Consider the following 13,579-nt stretch of genomic DNA (forward strand, 5'->3'; position numbering starts at 1 on the left):
AGCTAGACCAGACTTCAGCTCGAAGCGGCATGGCGATGTGCGCCGATTATCCATAACGATGGCACTATCGTCATGGATTCATGTATTTCGAAAAACTAATGGCGCGGCTCTAGCCCGCGGCTGGATGCATGAGCACGCATCCGAGGACGACACTCGTAGGCCAACGCCCGACGAGCGACCCGCTCGACCGGCGGCGTGTCCGCGGCCGGTCGAAAAACGGCGATCAACCCGCCAAACCGGTCATGGTGCGACGCGACTGGTCCCGTTGACAGTCATAATTCTCACGCGCTGGCCGACCTGAAAGACCTGGTTCGGCTCGACCTCCTGGACATAGGCCCGCATGTTGCCGTCGTCCTCGCGCACCGTGATCTCCACGCCCTGTGTCCGGGTAATACCCTCTTCGGCCGCCGAGCCGAGCATGCCGCCCGCCACGGCGCCAATCACCGCAGCCACAGCACTGCCGCGCCCACCACCGACGCCGCTGCCGGCAATCCCGCCGACGACTGCCCCGGCACCCGTGCCGATCGGTGTCTTGGTGCCTTCCAGCTTGACCGGACGCAACGACTCGATCGTCCCATAGCGGACGGTCTGGACCTGACGTGCCTCATCGCGCGAGTAGGAGTCGCCCGTTAGGTTGGATGTACAGCCGCCCAGCGCCAACGCCACGGCGGCAAAGGAAGCGAAAAGGATCGAGTTGCGCATGGGTAGTCTCCTGGGAAACGAAATTCATCCCGACGGCCGACGTCATCGCTGCGGCGAAACAGCGCTTGGCAATCGCCGCGTGCTGACTCAGCATTCAGGGGATAGGACCTTACTTTACCCGAGGCGATCCCACCGCGCCTACGCGCCGGATGGATCGAGGCTATCTGCGAGAGATTGCGCCGTGGATTATTTCATCATCGCCATTACAACCTTCGCCGGCTTGGCATTCCATGGCTGGCTATTCGTTCGCTTCAGGCGCTGGGCAGACCGCGACCTGGCCCTCGCATTGGCGGGCGAGGATCCAGGCCGGCGCGAATGGGCATTGCAGCGTCTGGCAGCAGCACGCGAGGCCAAGGTCAAGCGACGCGAGCTGCAACCCTGGCTGGAACGGGAACTCGAACGCTACGAGTCATGCAAGTGAACTCAGGGCCCTCGAAGCGAGAGCCGACCAAGCGCGGCAGGCAGCTCAGGGGGCGAGTCGCTCAAGCGACCAATTGGCGGCAACACGACGGTAATTCAGCCGGTCATGCAGCCGGCTCGGCCGGCCCTGCCAGAACTCGATACGCTCGGGCAACAAACGATATCCGCCCCAGTGCGGCGGGCAAGATGGCGCTTCGTTGAGGAAGCGCCGCTCGGTCTCGGCCAGCAACCGCTCCAGCTCGGCGCGATCGCGGATGACGCGGCTCTGCGGCGATGCCCAGGCACCTAGCCGACTGCCTAGCGGTCGCACCTGGAAATAGGCGTTGGATTCTTCGGCGCTGACCTTTTCCACGCGGCCTTCGATACGCACCTGGCGCTCGAGCGTTGGCCAGAAGAAGGTCATGGCGGCAAAGGGGCACGCCTCCAATTGCTCGGCCTTTGCGCTGTCGTAATTACTGAAGAAGGTGAAACCCCGCTCGTCGAGCGCCTTGAGCAGCAGCACGCGGCAGTGCGGCCGGCCCTCGGCATCGACGGTGGCGAGGGTCATGGCGTTGGGCTCGACCGGGAGTTGTTCGGTCTGGACAGCCTCATCGAACCACTGGCGAAACAGCCCGAACGGCTCGTCGGGCGCATTGGTTTCGCTAAGTCCTTCACGGGTGTAGTCGCGGCGCATGTCGGCCAGGGTCTGTGTCATCGCAAGCCTCCTCGAATCGGTAGGAGCCGAAGCTTAGCGGGTTTGCCGGCGCATCTCGCTTGATTCAACGCAACACAAGGCCAAACAGAAAAGGCCTGGCTATGGCCACGCCTGATCAACATCAACCTCTCACTTCGCCTGCGTCACCTCGGCGGTCGCCACGCGCGTCGGCTCGGTGACCGGCTCGTTGTACCGAGCGACCAGCGCCAGCAAGGTCGCTTGCGGTGCCAGCAGCATCTCCACTCGGCGGTTCAATGCCCGCCCTTCGGCGTGCTCGTTGGAGGCACGCGGCATATCCGAACCCAGCCCGCGAATTCGCAGTCGATCATGCTTGAGGCCGCTCAGGCGGAAGATGGCGGCTACGGCGCCCGCACGCTTGCGGCTCACTTCGCGATTGACCTCCACCGAACCGGTGGCATCGGCATGCCCGAGAACCACGACGGCCGTCTTTTCATCTCCCTCGACCAGCTTAGCCACGCGACTGATCGGCCCCAGCGTGACGGGCAGGAGCATGCCGGGACGATCAGGATTGAAGGAGGCATCGACAGGCGCGGTTACTACCAGCATGCCGTCGCGACGGTCGACCTCGAAGCTGCTGTCCTTCAGCGCATCGCGGAGCCGTGGCTCATAGGCATCCAGCCAGGCCGGATCAACCACAGGCTCTGGCACCGCAGCAACCTCCTCAGCCGGTTTCTTGCTATCCGAACTACAGCCGGCGATGACCAGACAGAAGATCAGGGAGGCGCTTTTCAGCAGTTTCATGTGCCAGTTTCCGTGAAAGATGAAGTTGCGAAGACAAAGCCGTACGTGGTCAAGGCGCAGCTTAATGCAAGGTTTCGTCTCAGATTGTGGACGCAGGTCATTGTTATGAAAAGTCTCGACATCTCTATTAGACGAGTGGTTCAACCCAGGCAGAGTTTGACGGCTCGCGCTAGCGCCTGGGCGCGTGGGTCCATCAGCACATAAGGCCCCAAGGTATTGGTGACGAAGCCGAACGCCAGATCGCGATCAGGATCGGCAAAGCCGATGCTGCCACCCGCTCCGGGATGCCCGAAGCTCCTTTCGCCCATGCCGAAGGTGGCGTTGGCGACATCCGGAAGGTCGAGCCAGCAACCCAGGGCGAAGCGCGTCATGGTCAGCAGGGTACGGTCCTCACCGACGCTATGCTCCCGCGTCATCTCAGCGAGCAAGTCCGAATCCAGCAGCTCTCCATGCAACAACCCGTCGTAGAAGCCGGCCAACGCCCGGGCGTTGCCGTGACCATTAGCCGCCGGCTGGCTCATCCGGCGCCATTCCGGCTTGTTCCCGCTGTTCATGATCGATGGCGGATTACCGAACGCTCGCGCGCTCAGCGCCTGCGGGTCGCCTGTCATCGCGCGGAACAAGCGCTGCGCCGCTGCATCGCCGAAATTGTTCTTCTGCCGGGTCAGGTAGCCGACGCGCTGGAATTCGGAGTCAGCCAGGCCAATGTGGAAATCCAACCCCAGCGGCTGGGCGGTGCGGGCGACGATCGCCGCGCCCGGTTCGCGCCCGTCGGCACGTCGGATCAATTCGCCTAGCAGCCAGCCGTAAGTGATCGCGGCATAACCATGCCCATCGCCTGGCGTCCACCAAGGCTGCTCGGCCGCCAGCGCGGCTGTCATGGTGTCCCATTCATACAACGCTTCGGGAGGCAGCGGCCGGCGGATCGCGGGCAGTCCCGCACGATGACTGAGCAACTGCCGCAGCGTGATGCCCTGCTTGCCATTCGCGGCGAACTCCGGCCAGAGGCGCGCGGCAGGCTCATCGAGCTGTAGCTTGCCCTCGCCAACCAGTTGCAGCGCCGCCACCGCCGTGAAGGTTTTGGTGCAGGAGAACAGATTGACGAGGGTATCGCTCTCCCAGGCCTGTTCTCCCGCATTGTCGGCGACGCCCGCCCACAGATCGACGACGGTTTCGCCCCCAATCTTCACGCAGACGGCAGCACCCCGCTGCTGGCTCTGCTGAAAAAGCGCCTCGAAGGCGTCCCTGACCGCTTCGAAGCGCAGGTCGAAAAAGCCCTGAATTTGCACGCTATGCTCCGCCCATTTGGAAATCGACGCCCATTGTCGTCGCCCCGCCGCCAGAAGGGAAAGCCGACGACGTCCCCAGACCCGGCGATCAGCCAGCCGAATGTCGGCGGATCAGATGCAATGAGCCGCGCCGGCCATCGCCAATATTCATTGGATCTCGCGGCGGAACGGCGGCAAGGCGTTGAGGATGGCCTTGCCATAGCGCTGGGTCACCACACGGCGATCGAGCAAGGTGATGGTGCCCCGATCCTCCTCGGTACGCAGTAGCCGCCCGCAGGCCTGCACCAGGCGCAATGACGCGTCCGGGACGGCAATCTCCATGAAGGGATTACCACCACGCGCCTCGATCCATTCCGCCAGGGCAGCCTCGACAGGGTCATCCGGGACGGCGAATGGAATCTTGGCAATCACGACATGCTCGCAGTAGCGGCCAGGCAGATCCACACCCTCGGCGAAGCTGGCCAGTCCGAAAAGCACGCTCGGCTCGCCACCATCCACGCGGGCCTTGTGCTTGTTCAGCGTTTCCTGCTTAGACAGATTTCCCTGGATCAGAACCCGCCGACGCCAATCGCGCTCCAGACCGTCGAACACGTCCTGCATCTGCCGGCGCGAGGAAAACAGCACCAGTGTCCCCTGAGAGCCCTCGACCAGCCGAGGCAGCTCTCTGACGATCGCGGCGGTATGTACCGTTGCATCGCGCGGGTCGGCCATCAGATCGGGGACGCGCAACACACCGGCATCGGCGTGATGGAACGGGCTCGGCACCACCGCCGTGACCGCACAACGCGGCAGCCCCGCACGCATGCGGTATCGGTCGAAACTGTTCAAGGCTGTGAGCGTGGCAGAGGTCACCAACGCCCCGTAGCAGACGTTCCAGAGATTGCGGCGCAGCGTTTCCGCAGCCAGGATCGGGCTCGCGTTCACTTCGATATCGAACAGGGCACCGCCTTCGGCCAACGTCAACCAGCGGGCCATTGGAGGGCTGTCCTCGGGATCGTCGAGGGTAAAGGCAGACCACAGATCCCAGTTGTTCTGGGCCCGGGTCAAGAGACTGCCGAACAGGGGGTACCACTCCTCCGCCTGATGGCTGGCGATGCCGACGCTGGCTTCGCCGTCCATCGCCTCCTTGAGCAACTCGGCCAGGCGCGTGAACAGATCCGTCAACTTGGCGAAGCCCTTTTTCAGCTCCAGCCCGAGCTCCACCAGGTGGTCGGGCACCACGCCGCCAACGAAGCGATGACGGGGCCGCTCACGCCCCTCCATGTCCTCCCCTGCCCGGAAGTCGGCGATCTGCTCGCAAGCGCTGAACATGAACTGCTGCTGGGTACGCAGTTCGCGGGCGATCTCTGGAACCGCTTCGACCAACCGCCCGAGATCGCCCGGCAGAGGATGCTGCGCGAGCAGCTTCGTCAGGTTCTTCTCGACCTGACCGAGCCAGTCGGCAGTCGAGCGCAGGCGGGTGAAATGGGCGAAATGGCCGATCGCCTTGTCCGGCAGATGATGCCCCTCATCGAAGACATAGAGCGTGTCGCGTGGGTCCGGCAGCACCGCGCCCCCGCCAAGCGCCAGATCGGCGAGCACCATGTCGTGGTTGGTCACGATCACGTCGACCTTGGTCATGCCCTCGCGCGCCTTGTAGAACGCGCACTGCTGGAAGTTCGGGCAATGTCGGCCCGTACACTGGCTGTGATCGGTGGTGAGCTGGCCCCAGTCAGCGTCCGCGAGCTCCTCTGGCCAGCTGTCTCGATCCCCGTCCCAACGGTTGCCGGCAAGCTTTTCGATCATGCTGCCGAAGAGCTTTTGGCTGCGCTCGTCGACGTCGATGCGAAACCCCTCCTCTTCGAACAACTGGGCGGTGGCGCTCTGCGCCTGACCTTCCTGAAGCAACACGTCGAGCTTGGACAAACACAGATATCGGCCGCGCCCCTTGGCCAGGGAAAACGAAAAGTCGAGCCCGCTGTTGCGCATCAGGTCCGGCAGATCCTTGTATACGATCTGTTCCTGTAGCGCGACGGTCGCGGTCGCTATCACCAGACGTTTGCCCGCAGCCTTGGCCGTGGGGATCGCCGCCAGGCTGTAGGCGACCGTCTTGCCGGTGCCGGTGCCCGCCTCGACCGCGACAACGGCAGGCTCACCGGCGCGACGGCCCTCGTCATCGGCCTCGATGGCGCCGAGCACTTTCGCCACCTCGGCAATCATGAGGCGCTGGCCATAGCGCGGCTTGAGCCCTTTGGCCTCGAGAAAGCGAGAGTAGGCCCCCTGGATCTGGGTCTTGAGTTCGGTGCTGAGCATGAGCGCGGGGCTGTATATATCTTCAGCATTCTGATTGGGCGGCTATGATAGCGCGCGATTCCCCAACCGCCACCGGAGATTTTCATGCCCCCTTTCGCGCTGTTCTACGTCCCGCATGTACTGACTGCCATGCTCTGGGTAGGCGGAATGTTTTTCGCCTGGATGGTGCTGCGCCCTGCCGCTGGCGCGCGGCTGCAGCCCCCCGAACGCCTGACGCTCTGGGCGGAGGTGTTCCGACGGTTTTTCGTGTGGGTATGGGTAGCCGTACTGATATTGCCGATCAGCGGTCTGGGGATGTGGCACATGCGCTTCGACAGCCTGGGCGCAGCGCCCCGCTACGTGCACATCATGGCTGGTGGCTACCTGGTCATGCTGGCGCTGTTCCTGCGCATCCAGCTATTGCAGCTGCCGGCGCTGAAACGGGCCGTTGCCGCCAAGGACTGGCCGGCTGGCGGGGCCGTACTGGCGCAGATTCGCCGCCTGGTGGGTGTCAACCTGCTGCTGGGCGTGCTGGTGATAGCACTGGCCAGCGCGCGCCCGATGTTCTAGGTCCAATAAAAACCGGGCATGACCCGGCGGCACTCAAGCTTGGCAACCATGCCAGCCCCACACCGCCAGGCAATGCCCGGTCCGACGATCAGTCAGGGACGGGCTTCTACTTCCGCCTCTACCCGACGGTTGATCGCACGACCTTCCTCGGTGGAGTTGTCAGCCACCGGGCGGGACTCGCCGTAACCAACCGAGTCGACCCGGCTGCCATCGAGACCATACTGGTTCACCAGGACATCACGAACCGCATTGGCGCGACGCTCGGACAGGCGCTGGTTGTAGGCGTCGGTGCCGACGGAGTCGGTATGGCCTTCGACAACCGTGGTGGTCTGCCCGTACTGCTTCATGAAGTCGGCCAGGTCACGGATGTCATCCATGCTGTCCTGCTTGACCTCGGCTCGGTCGAAGTCGAACTTCACGTCCAGTTCGACGCGGACAGGCTCGGCGGCCGGCTCAGGCTCTGGCGCGGCGGGTGCCGGCTCGGGCTGAACGGTTTCGACCATCGCCACGGTTTCCTGCTCGGTGCCGTTGGCCCAGCAATAAGCCGCTGCCATGCCACCGCCGATCAGCGCACCGTAACCGGCGTAAGTGCTGCTTTCGATTGCCCCGAGCGCGGCACCGGTCACACCGCCTACAGCCGCACAAGTGGGCCAATCCTCTTTCTGCACCCCTGCACAACCGGCCAGGACGGTGGTCATTACTATCACGGGTACTGCTGTCCGTATGCTACTCATCGATAAACCTCCTGATATGGGATCGGCCAGAGCGTTATGCGGGCGGCATAAGCTGCTCCAGTTGTAACGAGACTAGGCCGGCATGCGCCGCCGCGCTAGTCTTGACGCTTTGACAGGCGCATCGAGCAGCGTTATCCGCACCCGTCGGCACCTGACCCAGAGGATCATGGCTTGATCGCACCCAGCCCACCGCACAGTCCGCAACACGCGCTGGCCGCTCTGCTGGAGCGGCATGCACCCGCTCGCCTGATGCATGTTGGTCAGAGCGACCTGCCCGCCATCGAGGCCTACCGTGAAAGCCGCCCGGACGCCCAGATCGATCGTGCAACCGATACGCCCCTGCCCGCCTCGATAGCCCACCAGCGCTACGACATGGCGATCGTGGCGGACTGCCTCGAGCATCTGCCCAAGCGAGACGGCCTGCAACTGCTCGGCGGGATCCGCAACCTCAATGCCAGCCGCATTGCGGTTCTGGTTGATCTGAATGCTTGCGATTGGCAGGCAACGGATTTCTACGCACTGGCGCTGCAGGTCGGCGCACGCTTCGAACGCGACGAACAGACCTTGACCCTCTTCACCTACGACCTGCTTGATTACAAGCAGGTTCCAAGTTGGTTGAATGCGAAGTTTTGGGCCAATCCGCAGATGTTCGGCAAATATTGGTGGTAATCGATGAATTCAACCGATCCGCTTGGCCACGACACCAATTGCCCCTGCGGCAGCGGTGACCTGCTCGGCGAGTGCTGCGGGCGTTACCACGCCGGCGTACCCGCACCCAGTGCGGAGCGCCTGATGCGCTCGCGCTACAGCGCTTACGTACTGGGACTGATGGACTACCTGAAAGCCACCACATTGCCTGCGCAACAGTCAGGACTCGACCTGCAGTCCATGCGCGACTGGAGCGCCGCCAGCACTTGGCTGGGCCTGGAGGTCGAAGACAGCCAGGTGCTGGGTGGCCAGCCGGAGCATGCTCGGGTCAGCTTCACCGCCCGCTGGCACGACCGCGCCGGCGAGCACGCGCAACACGAACGGTCGGCTTTTGTGCAACGCGACGGACGTTGGTATTTCATCGATCCCACGGTTGCGCTACGGGCAGGCCGCAACGACCCCTGCCCTTGCGGCAGCGGTCAGAAGTTCAAGAAGTGCTGCGCACCGTATCTCTGACACGTCAGCAGACACAGGACAGAAAAAAGGCCGGCAAGCGGAGGCTGGCCGGCCTTTCGAAGCGGTCGCGTCTTACTTCTCGACGAAGGCACGCTCGATGAGGTAGTGGCCAGGATCACCCATACGGGGGGATGCCTTCAGGCCGAAGCTGTCGAGCACTTGGCTGGTTTCGGCCAGCATGCTGGGGCTACCGCAGATCATCGCGCGATCATCATCGGGGTTGATCGGCGGCAAGCCGATGTCCTGGAACAGCTTGCCGTTACGCATCAGGTCAGTCAGCCGCCCCTGATTCTCGAACGGCTCGCGTGTGACCGTCGGGTAGTAGATCAGCTTTTCCTTCAGCGCCTCGCCGAAGAACTCGTTCTGCGGCAGGTGCTCGGTGATGAACTCGCGGTAGGCCACCTCGTTCACGTAGCGCACGCCGTGGACCAGAATGACCTTCTCGAAGCGCTCGTAGGTTTCCGGGTCCTGGATGACACTGATGAACGGCGCCAGGCCAGTGCCGGTGCTCAATAGATAAAGATGCTTGCCGGGCAGCAGGTCGCTCAGTACCAAGGTGCCGGTCGGCTTGCGGCTGACCATCAGCGAGTCACCTTCCTTGAGGTGCTGCAGACGCGAGGTCAAGGGGCCATCCGGCACCTTGATGCTGAAGAACTCCAGGTGCTCTTCATAGTTGGGGCTGGCAATACTGTACGCCCGCATCAATGGCCGGCCCTCGACCTCCAGGCCGATCATCACGAATTGCCCATTCTCGAAGCGCAACCCGGGATTACGGGTGGTCTTGAAACTGAACAGCGTGTCGTTCCAGTGATGCACACTCAGGACACGTTCGACGTTCAGGTTGCTCATGTACGGATTCCCCTCTAGCGCTCAGCCGCGCTGCAAATTTTCACGAAGTGTATCCAGCCGGCTATTATCTGTTAAACGAATATTAACGATATAGGTTATCGGTTATATAGATATGCATTTTACGTTGCGTCAGCTTGAGGTCTTCGTCGCCATCGCCCGTCAGGAAAGCGTTTCCCGAGCGGCACAGAGCCTGGCGCTCTCGCAGTCCGCAACCAGCACGTCACTTGCCGAACTCGAGCGTCAATCTGGATGCCAGTTGTTCGACCGCGCCGGCAAGCGGCTGTGGCTCAACGCACTGGGGCACCAGCTGCTCCCGCAAGCGGTCAGTCTGCTTGACCAGGCCAAGGCGATCGAAGACTTGCTCGCCGGCAAGACCGGTTTCGGCTCACTGACCGTTGGCGCAACCCTGACGGTGGGTAACTACCTCGCCACGCTGCTGATCGGCAGCTTCATGCAACGTCACCCTGAATGCCGAGTGAAGCTGCATGTCCAAAACACGGCGCACATTGTCCAGCAAGTCGCGCAGCACGAAATTGATCTGGGGCTAATCGAAGGCGATTGCCAGCATCCGGACATCGAGATCATGCCTTGGGTCGAGGACGAACTGGTCGTTTTTTGCGCACCACAGCATCCGTTGGCCGGTGCGGACCAAGTCAGCCTGGAACGACTGTCCCAAGAGGCGTGGATTCTGCGGGAGCAAGGCTCTGGTACGCGACTGACATTCGACCAGGCCACACGTCATCACCCATCGAAGCTGAACATCCGCCTTGAGCTCGAACACACCGAAGCCATCAAGCGTGCAGTCGAATCGGGGCTGGGTATCGGCTGCATTTCCAGGCTCGCCCTGCGCGATGCCTTCCGCCGCGGCAGCCTGGTAGCGTTGGAAACGCCGGAGCTGGACCTGACGCGACAGTTCTACTTCATCTGGCATTCGTTGAAATACCAGAGCGCGGCCATGCGTGAATTCATCGACCAATGCCAGGCGTTTACAGCCGGGGTCAGACGCAGCGATGAGATCGTGCTGCCGCCGATCGCCTGACGCAAACGACCCGGTTCGCGCGGTCAGTTGCCGGGGATCGAGCCCATCTGTTGCAGCAGCAGCGCTGCCTGAGTGCGGGTGCGTACGCCCAGTTTGCGGAAAATCGCCGTTACATGCGCCTTGATGGTGGCCTCGGAAACGCTCAGTTCATAGGCGATCTGCTTGTTCAGCAGGCCATCACAGACCATCGTCAACACTCGGAACTGCTGGGGTGTCAGGCTAGCCAGGCCCTCGCTGGCAGCCTTGGCTTCGGCACTCACATGCCCGACATCCTCGATATTGCTCGGCCACCAGACATCCCCGTCGAGTACCGCGCGCACGGCTTGCTGAATGGTTTCCAGCGAACTTGATTTAGGGATGAACCCGCTGGCGCCGAACTCACGCGACCGCGCCACAACGGCCGCATCTTCCTGCGCCGATATCATCACGACGGGAATCTGCGGATATTGCCCACGCAGCAGAACCAACCCAGAAAAGCCGTAGGCGCCCGGCATGTTCAAGTCCAGAAGCACCAGATCCCAGTCCGCCGAACGGTTCAGCAAGGCTTCCAGTTCGGCGATGCTCGCCGCTTCGGACAGGCGCACACCCTCGCCCAGGCCAAGCGTCAACGCCTGCTGGAGCGCACTGCGAAAAAGGGGATGATCATCGGCAATGAGGATTTCGTAAGCAGCCATGGCAGACCTATGGTTTTTATATTGGCGCTTTCACCGGCCTGGGCCGATTCCGAAGGGCGTCGGTGGTCACCGACCTGTCGTAGTCACGAACCGGCGTGATGATATCTCGCCAGCACTCGAAATTCGATTGCCGAGCTGCACTTATTTTGGCGGCGCAAGCATGACGACCCGCGAATTGGTGGTCAAGTAGCCCGCTTTGATGCAAAGTTTGCGGCCTTTTCCCGACGAGCCACACCATGCGTAACCAAGCCCTGCGTGCCGATTTCCTGATGCTGATCACTGCCATGATCTGGGGCAGCGCCTTTGTCGCGCAGCGTGTCGGCATGGACAACATAGGCCCCTTCCTCTTTACCGGACTGCGCTTCGCCCTGGGCGCGATCGTGCTGTTGCCTCTGGTGCTGCGCCAGGGTCGTGGCGCGGCCCGACACGAGCCGTTCTTCCAGCGTGGCCTGTTATTGGGCGGGTTCTTCATGGGGCTAGCGCTGACCATCGGCATCAACCTGCAGCAGGTGGGCCTGTTGTTCACCAGCGTGACCAACTCGGGCTTCATCACCGGGTTGTACGTGATCGTGGTGCCGCTGCTCGGATTGTTGATTGGGCAGAAAACCGGGTTCGGGACCTGGGTGGGCGCGGTACTGGCGGTCGTGGGTATGGCATTCCTGAGTATCGGCGAAGACTTCACGGTCGCATCGGGCGACTGGATCCAGCTCGCCGGCGCCTTCGTCTGGGGTATCCATGTCTTGCTGGTCAGTTTCTTCGTTGGCCGACACGATGCGATCCGCCTCGCCTTCCTGCAGTTCGTCACCTGTGCGGTGGTCAGCCTGATCCTCGCGGCCTTCTTCGAGGAAGCGAGCCTTGCGCAGATTCGCCTGGCCGCACCGGCACTGATCTACGGTGGCATGTTCGCGGTCGGCGTCGGATATACCTTGCAGGTGGTGGCGCAAAAGCACGCCATTGCCTCGCACGCTGCGATCATCCTCTCGCTGGAAGCTGTGTTCGCCGCGGTAGCCGGGGCGGTATTCCTCGATGAAAGCCTGTCTCTGCGCGGCTACTTCGGTTGCGCCTTGATGTTCGCCGGCATGCTCGCGGCCCAGCTCTGGCCGCGCCGACCTAAGCCTCAGGCGTTGAGCGACGTTTCACCCGGCGTCAGCACCTGATTCACGCCCCTGGGCGATCCGCGCCAGCGTGCGATGCGCGGCATCGTCCAGGTTCGGCAGGCGGTGGTGCTTGGCGCCCAGGTAATGATCAGTGAAGACATCGAGCCAGGCGTCGAGCGCCTCCGCAGCGGACGCATCGCCCGCCAGCCCCAGGCACAGGGCGGCCACCTCGGCCGTGCACAGGTGCTCACTGCGCTTGGAACGGCGCAGGCGATAGCGAGAGACGACCTCGGCCTGGAGGCTGAGCACGGGCAGGCCATCGAGATAAGGGCTCTTGCGGAACATCTTTCGCGCTTCCGTCCAGGTGGCATCGAGCAGCACGAACAGCGGGCGCTTGCCCGGCGCAGGGCTCACCTCTTCGACCACCCGGCCAGCTTCGGCGTATTCGCCGGGAAAGACCAGGAACGGCTGGTAACCTGGATCGGCGAGCAAAGCCGTCAGGGTCGGGTCGACCTCGGTGCGCTGCCAGCCGAACGCATGCGTGTCGCCGACCACGTCGGCGATCAACCAGCCGGTGTTGCTCGGCTTCAGCGGCTCGATGTCGTGCATAATCAGGCACATGCCACTGCGCGCGTCGACCGATGGGCGCAGGTCGCAGAGGCAATGGCTCTGCGCAACGCGGCACCGCTCGCAGCGAGTGGTACGCGAGCCACGGGCAACGAAGGGTTTGGCGGCTCTGGCCTGGCGGGCGTTACGTAGACGCGCTACGGCATGGGACATGACGGGAATAGGTGTCGGAGCGGGCGCGCATTCTAACAGCCTCGCTGTGGCGGCCGGCAGCTTTCACTGAACCGCGCCGACAGGGGCCGGTCGAACGACGGCAGTCATCAGGAGAAACTCATGCACCGTCTGACTACGCTATTCGCCCTCTGCCTTGCCTTTCCCTTCGCCTCGACCGCGTCCGCGCAAGACTCCGCGCTCAGCCAATTGCTCGAGCAGGTCGCCCGTGAAAGCAGCGTCGGCACACCGCGCGCCATCAACTCCGACTTGCTGGACGAGGGGTACAGCGTCGATGGCAACGAATTGGTCAACCACCTGAGCGTGCAGCCCCGTCATGCCGCCCAGATGCGCGACAACCCGAAGGACGTCCGTACGCAGCTGGCTGCCAGCGTATGCAACAACAACGGCTTGCGAGAGCTGATGAATCGAGGCGCGGTGTTGCGCTTCGAGTTCAGTGAGTACCAGAGCAAGAAGCCCATCACCACCGAACGCTACCGCGCCAGCGACTGCTAAGCAGCCGCGCGCAGCCCCGCT

General features: G+C 62.9%; 16 protein-coding genes. 7 read left to right on the top strand and 9 right to left on the bottom strand.

Features of this window, described 5'->3' with window-relative positions:
- Positions 1–240: 240 nt before the first annotated feature.
- On the bottom strand, positions 241–702 hold the full coding sequence (locus MST27_RS05590) for an outer membrane lipoprotein (protein ID WP_243605014.1): 462 nt from the start codon (positions 700–702) through the stop codon (positions 241–243).
- A gap of 181 nt (positions 703–883) precedes the next feature.
- On the opposite strand from MST27_RS05590, the gene MST27_RS05595 reads away from it, so the two are divergent.
- Positions 884–1,123, top strand: a complete 240-nt coding sequence (locus MST27_RS05595; protein ID WP_243605015.1) for a hypothetical protein — start codon at positions 884–886, stop codon at positions 1,121–1,123.
- Positions 1,124–1,168: 45 nt separating this feature from the next.
- Here the strand turns inward: MST27_RS05595 and pdxH are convergent, their stop codons facing one another.
- From pdxH to dinG, 4 genes are all read right to left on the bottom strand, one after another.
- Positions 1,169–1,816, bottom strand: a complete 648-nt coding sequence (pdxH, locus tag MST27_RS05600; RefSeq protein WP_243605016.1) for a pyridoxamine 5'-phosphate oxidase — start codon at positions 1,814–1,816, stop codon at positions 1,169–1,171.
- A 129-nt stretch (positions 1,817–1,945) separates the two neighbouring features.
- Positions 1,946–2,578, bottom strand: coding sequence for an OmpA family protein (locus tag MST27_RS05605; protein ID WP_243605017.1), 633 nt, complete (start codon positions 2,576–2,578; stop codon positions 1,946–1,948).
- A 140-nt stretch (positions 2,579–2,718) separates the two neighbouring features.
- Positions 2,719–3,867, bottom strand: a complete 1,149-nt coding sequence (locus MST27_RS05610; RefSeq protein WP_243605018.1) for a serine hydrolase domain-containing protein — start codon at positions 3,865–3,867, stop codon at positions 2,719–2,721.
- 147 nt (positions 3,868–4,014) lie between these two features.
- Entirely contained in the window at positions 4,015–6,159 is a 2,145-nt protein-coding gene (dinG, locus tag MST27_RS05615; RefSeq protein ID WP_243605019.1) for an ATP-dependent DNA helicase DinG, read from the bottom strand.
- 84 nt (positions 6,160–6,243) lie between these two features.
- Here dinG and MST27_RS05620 point away from each other — a divergent pair, with 84 nt between their 5' ends.
- Complete coding sequence (locus tag MST27_RS05620; protein ID WP_243605020.1) at positions 6,244–6,708, top strand: CopD family protein; 465 nt, start codon at positions 6,244–6,246, stop codon at positions 6,706–6,708.
- Between the two features lie 92 nt (positions 6,709–6,800).
- Here MST27_RS05620 and MST27_RS22735 read toward each other — a convergent pair whose 3' ends face one another.
- Positions 6,801–7,442 (bottom strand): OmpA family protein, encoded by a 642-nt coding sequence (locus tag MST27_RS22735; RefSeq protein WP_476756127.1) that lies wholly within the window; start codon positions 7,440–7,442, stop codon positions 6,801–6,803.
- 171 nt (positions 7,443–7,613) lie between these two features.
- Between MST27_RS22735 and MST27_RS05630 the strand changes: the two genes are divergently transcribed.
- Positions 7,614–8,111 carry a DUF6231 family protein gene (locus MST27_RS05630; protein WP_275973073.1) on the top strand — a complete coding sequence of 166 codons (498 nt, stop codon included), beginning with the start codon at positions 7,614–7,616 and terminating at the stop codon, positions 8,109–8,111.
- A 3-nt stretch (positions 8,112–8,114) separates the two neighbouring features.
- A complete protein-coding gene (locus MST27_RS05635; protein ID WP_243605021.1) occupies positions 8,115–8,606 on the top strand; it encodes a YchJ family protein in 492 nt (163 codons plus the stop codon).
- 72 nt (positions 8,607–8,678) lie between these two features.
- Here MST27_RS05635 and fpr read toward each other — a convergent pair whose 3' ends face one another.
- The gene (gene fpr, locus MST27_RS05640) at positions 8,679–9,455 is read right to left on the bottom strand and encodes a ferredoxin-NADP reductase (protein WP_243605022.1); all 777 of its coding nucleotides are present in this window, start codon (positions 9,453–9,455) and stop codon (positions 8,679–8,681) included.
- 112 nt (positions 9,456–9,567) lie between these two features.
- Here fpr and MST27_RS05645 point away from each other — a divergent pair, with 112 nt between their 5' ends.
- Entirely contained in the window at positions 9,568–10,494 is a 927-nt protein-coding gene (locus MST27_RS05645; protein WP_243605023.1) for a LysR family transcriptional regulator, read from the top strand.
- Positions 10,495–10,517: 23 nt separating this feature from the next.
- On the opposite strand, the gene erdR is transcribed toward MST27_RS05645, so the two are convergent.
- Positions 10,518–11,168, bottom strand: coding sequence for a response regulator transcription factor ErdR (erdR, locus tag MST27_RS05650; RefSeq protein WP_243605024.1), 651 nt, complete (start codon positions 11,166–11,168; stop codon positions 10,518–10,520).
- A gap of 236 nt (positions 11,169–11,404) precedes the next feature.
- On the opposite strand from erdR, the gene MST27_RS05655 reads away from it, so the two are divergent.
- Complete coding sequence (locus MST27_RS05655; RefSeq protein WP_243605025.1) at positions 11,405–12,325, top strand: DMT family transporter; 921 nt, start codon at positions 11,405–11,407, stop codon at positions 12,323–12,325.
- Here MST27_RS05655 and MST27_RS05660 read toward each other — a convergent pair.
- Positions 12,305–13,045 carry a tRNA-uridine aminocarboxypropyltransferase gene (locus MST27_RS05660; protein ID WP_243605026.1) on the bottom strand — a complete coding sequence of 247 codons (741 nt, stop codon included), beginning with the start codon at positions 13,043–13,045 and terminating at the stop codon, positions 12,305–12,307. The two genes, MST27_RS05655 and MST27_RS05660, sit on opposite strands and share 21 nt — an antisense overlap.
- A 120-nt stretch (positions 13,046–13,165) precedes the next feature.
- Between MST27_RS05660 and MST27_RS05665 the strand changes: the two genes are divergently transcribed.
- Positions 13,166–13,558, top strand: coding sequence for a PA3611 family quorum-sensing-regulated virulence factor (locus tag MST27_RS05665; RefSeq protein WP_243605027.1), 393 nt, complete (start codon positions 13,166–13,168; stop codon positions 13,556–13,558).
- Positions 13,559–13,579 lie beyond the last annotated feature (21 nt).

Source organism: Stutzerimonas marianensis, from assembly GCF_022810315.1.
Classification (GTDB): Bacteria; Pseudomonadota; Gammaproteobacteria; order Pseudomonadales; family Pseudomonadaceae; genus Stutzerimonas; species Stutzerimonas marianensis.

Coding starts and splice junctions, on each gene's coding strand:
- MST27_RS05590 (WP_243605014.1), bottom strand. CDS start 702: ATGCGCAACTCGATCCTTTTCGCTTCCTTTGCCGCCGTGGCGTTGGCG.
- pdxH (WP_243605016.1), bottom strand. CDS start 1,816: ATGACACAGACCCTGGCCGACATGCGCCGCGACTACACCCGTGAAGGA.
- MST27_RS05605 (WP_243605017.1), bottom strand. CDS start 2,578: ATGAAACTGCTGAAAAGCGCCTCCCTGATCTTCTGTCTGGTCATCGCC.
- dinG (WP_243605019.1), bottom strand. CDS start 6,159: ATGCTCAGCACCGAACTCAAGACCCAGATCCAGGGGGCCTACTCTCGC.
- MST27_RS05620 (WP_243605020.1), top strand. CDS start 6,244: ATGCCCCCTTTCGCGCTGTTCTACGTCCCGCATGTACTGACTGCCATG.
- MST27_RS22735 (WP_476756127.1), bottom strand. CDS start 7,442: ATGAGTAGCATACGGACAGCAGTACCCGTGATAGTAATGACCACCGTC.
- MST27_RS05635 (WP_243605021.1), top strand. CDS start 8,115: ATGAATTCAACCGATCCGCTTGGCCACGACACCAATTGCCCCTGCGGC.
- fpr (WP_243605022.1), bottom strand. CDS start 9,455: ATGAGCAACCTGAACGTCGAACGTGTCCTGAGTGTGCATCACTGGAAC.
- MST27_RS05645 (WP_243605023.1), top strand. CDS start 9,568: ATGCATTTTACGTTGCGTCAGCTTGAGGTCTTCGTCGCCATCGCCCGT.
- erdR (WP_243605024.1), bottom strand. CDS start 11,168: ATGGCTGCTTACGAAATCCTCATTGCCGATGATCATCCCCTTTTTCGC.
- MST27_RS05655 (WP_243605025.1), top strand. CDS start 11,405: ATGCGTAACCAAGCCCTGCGTGCCGATTTCCTGATGCTGATCACTGCC.
- MST27_RS05660 (WP_243605026.1), bottom strand. CDS start 13,045: ATGTCCCATGCCGTAGCGCGTCTACGTAACGCCCGCCAGGCCAGAGCC.
- MST27_RS05665 (WP_243605027.1), top strand. CDS start 13,166: ATGCACCGTCTGACTACGCTATTCGCCCTCTGCCTTGCCTTTCCCTTC.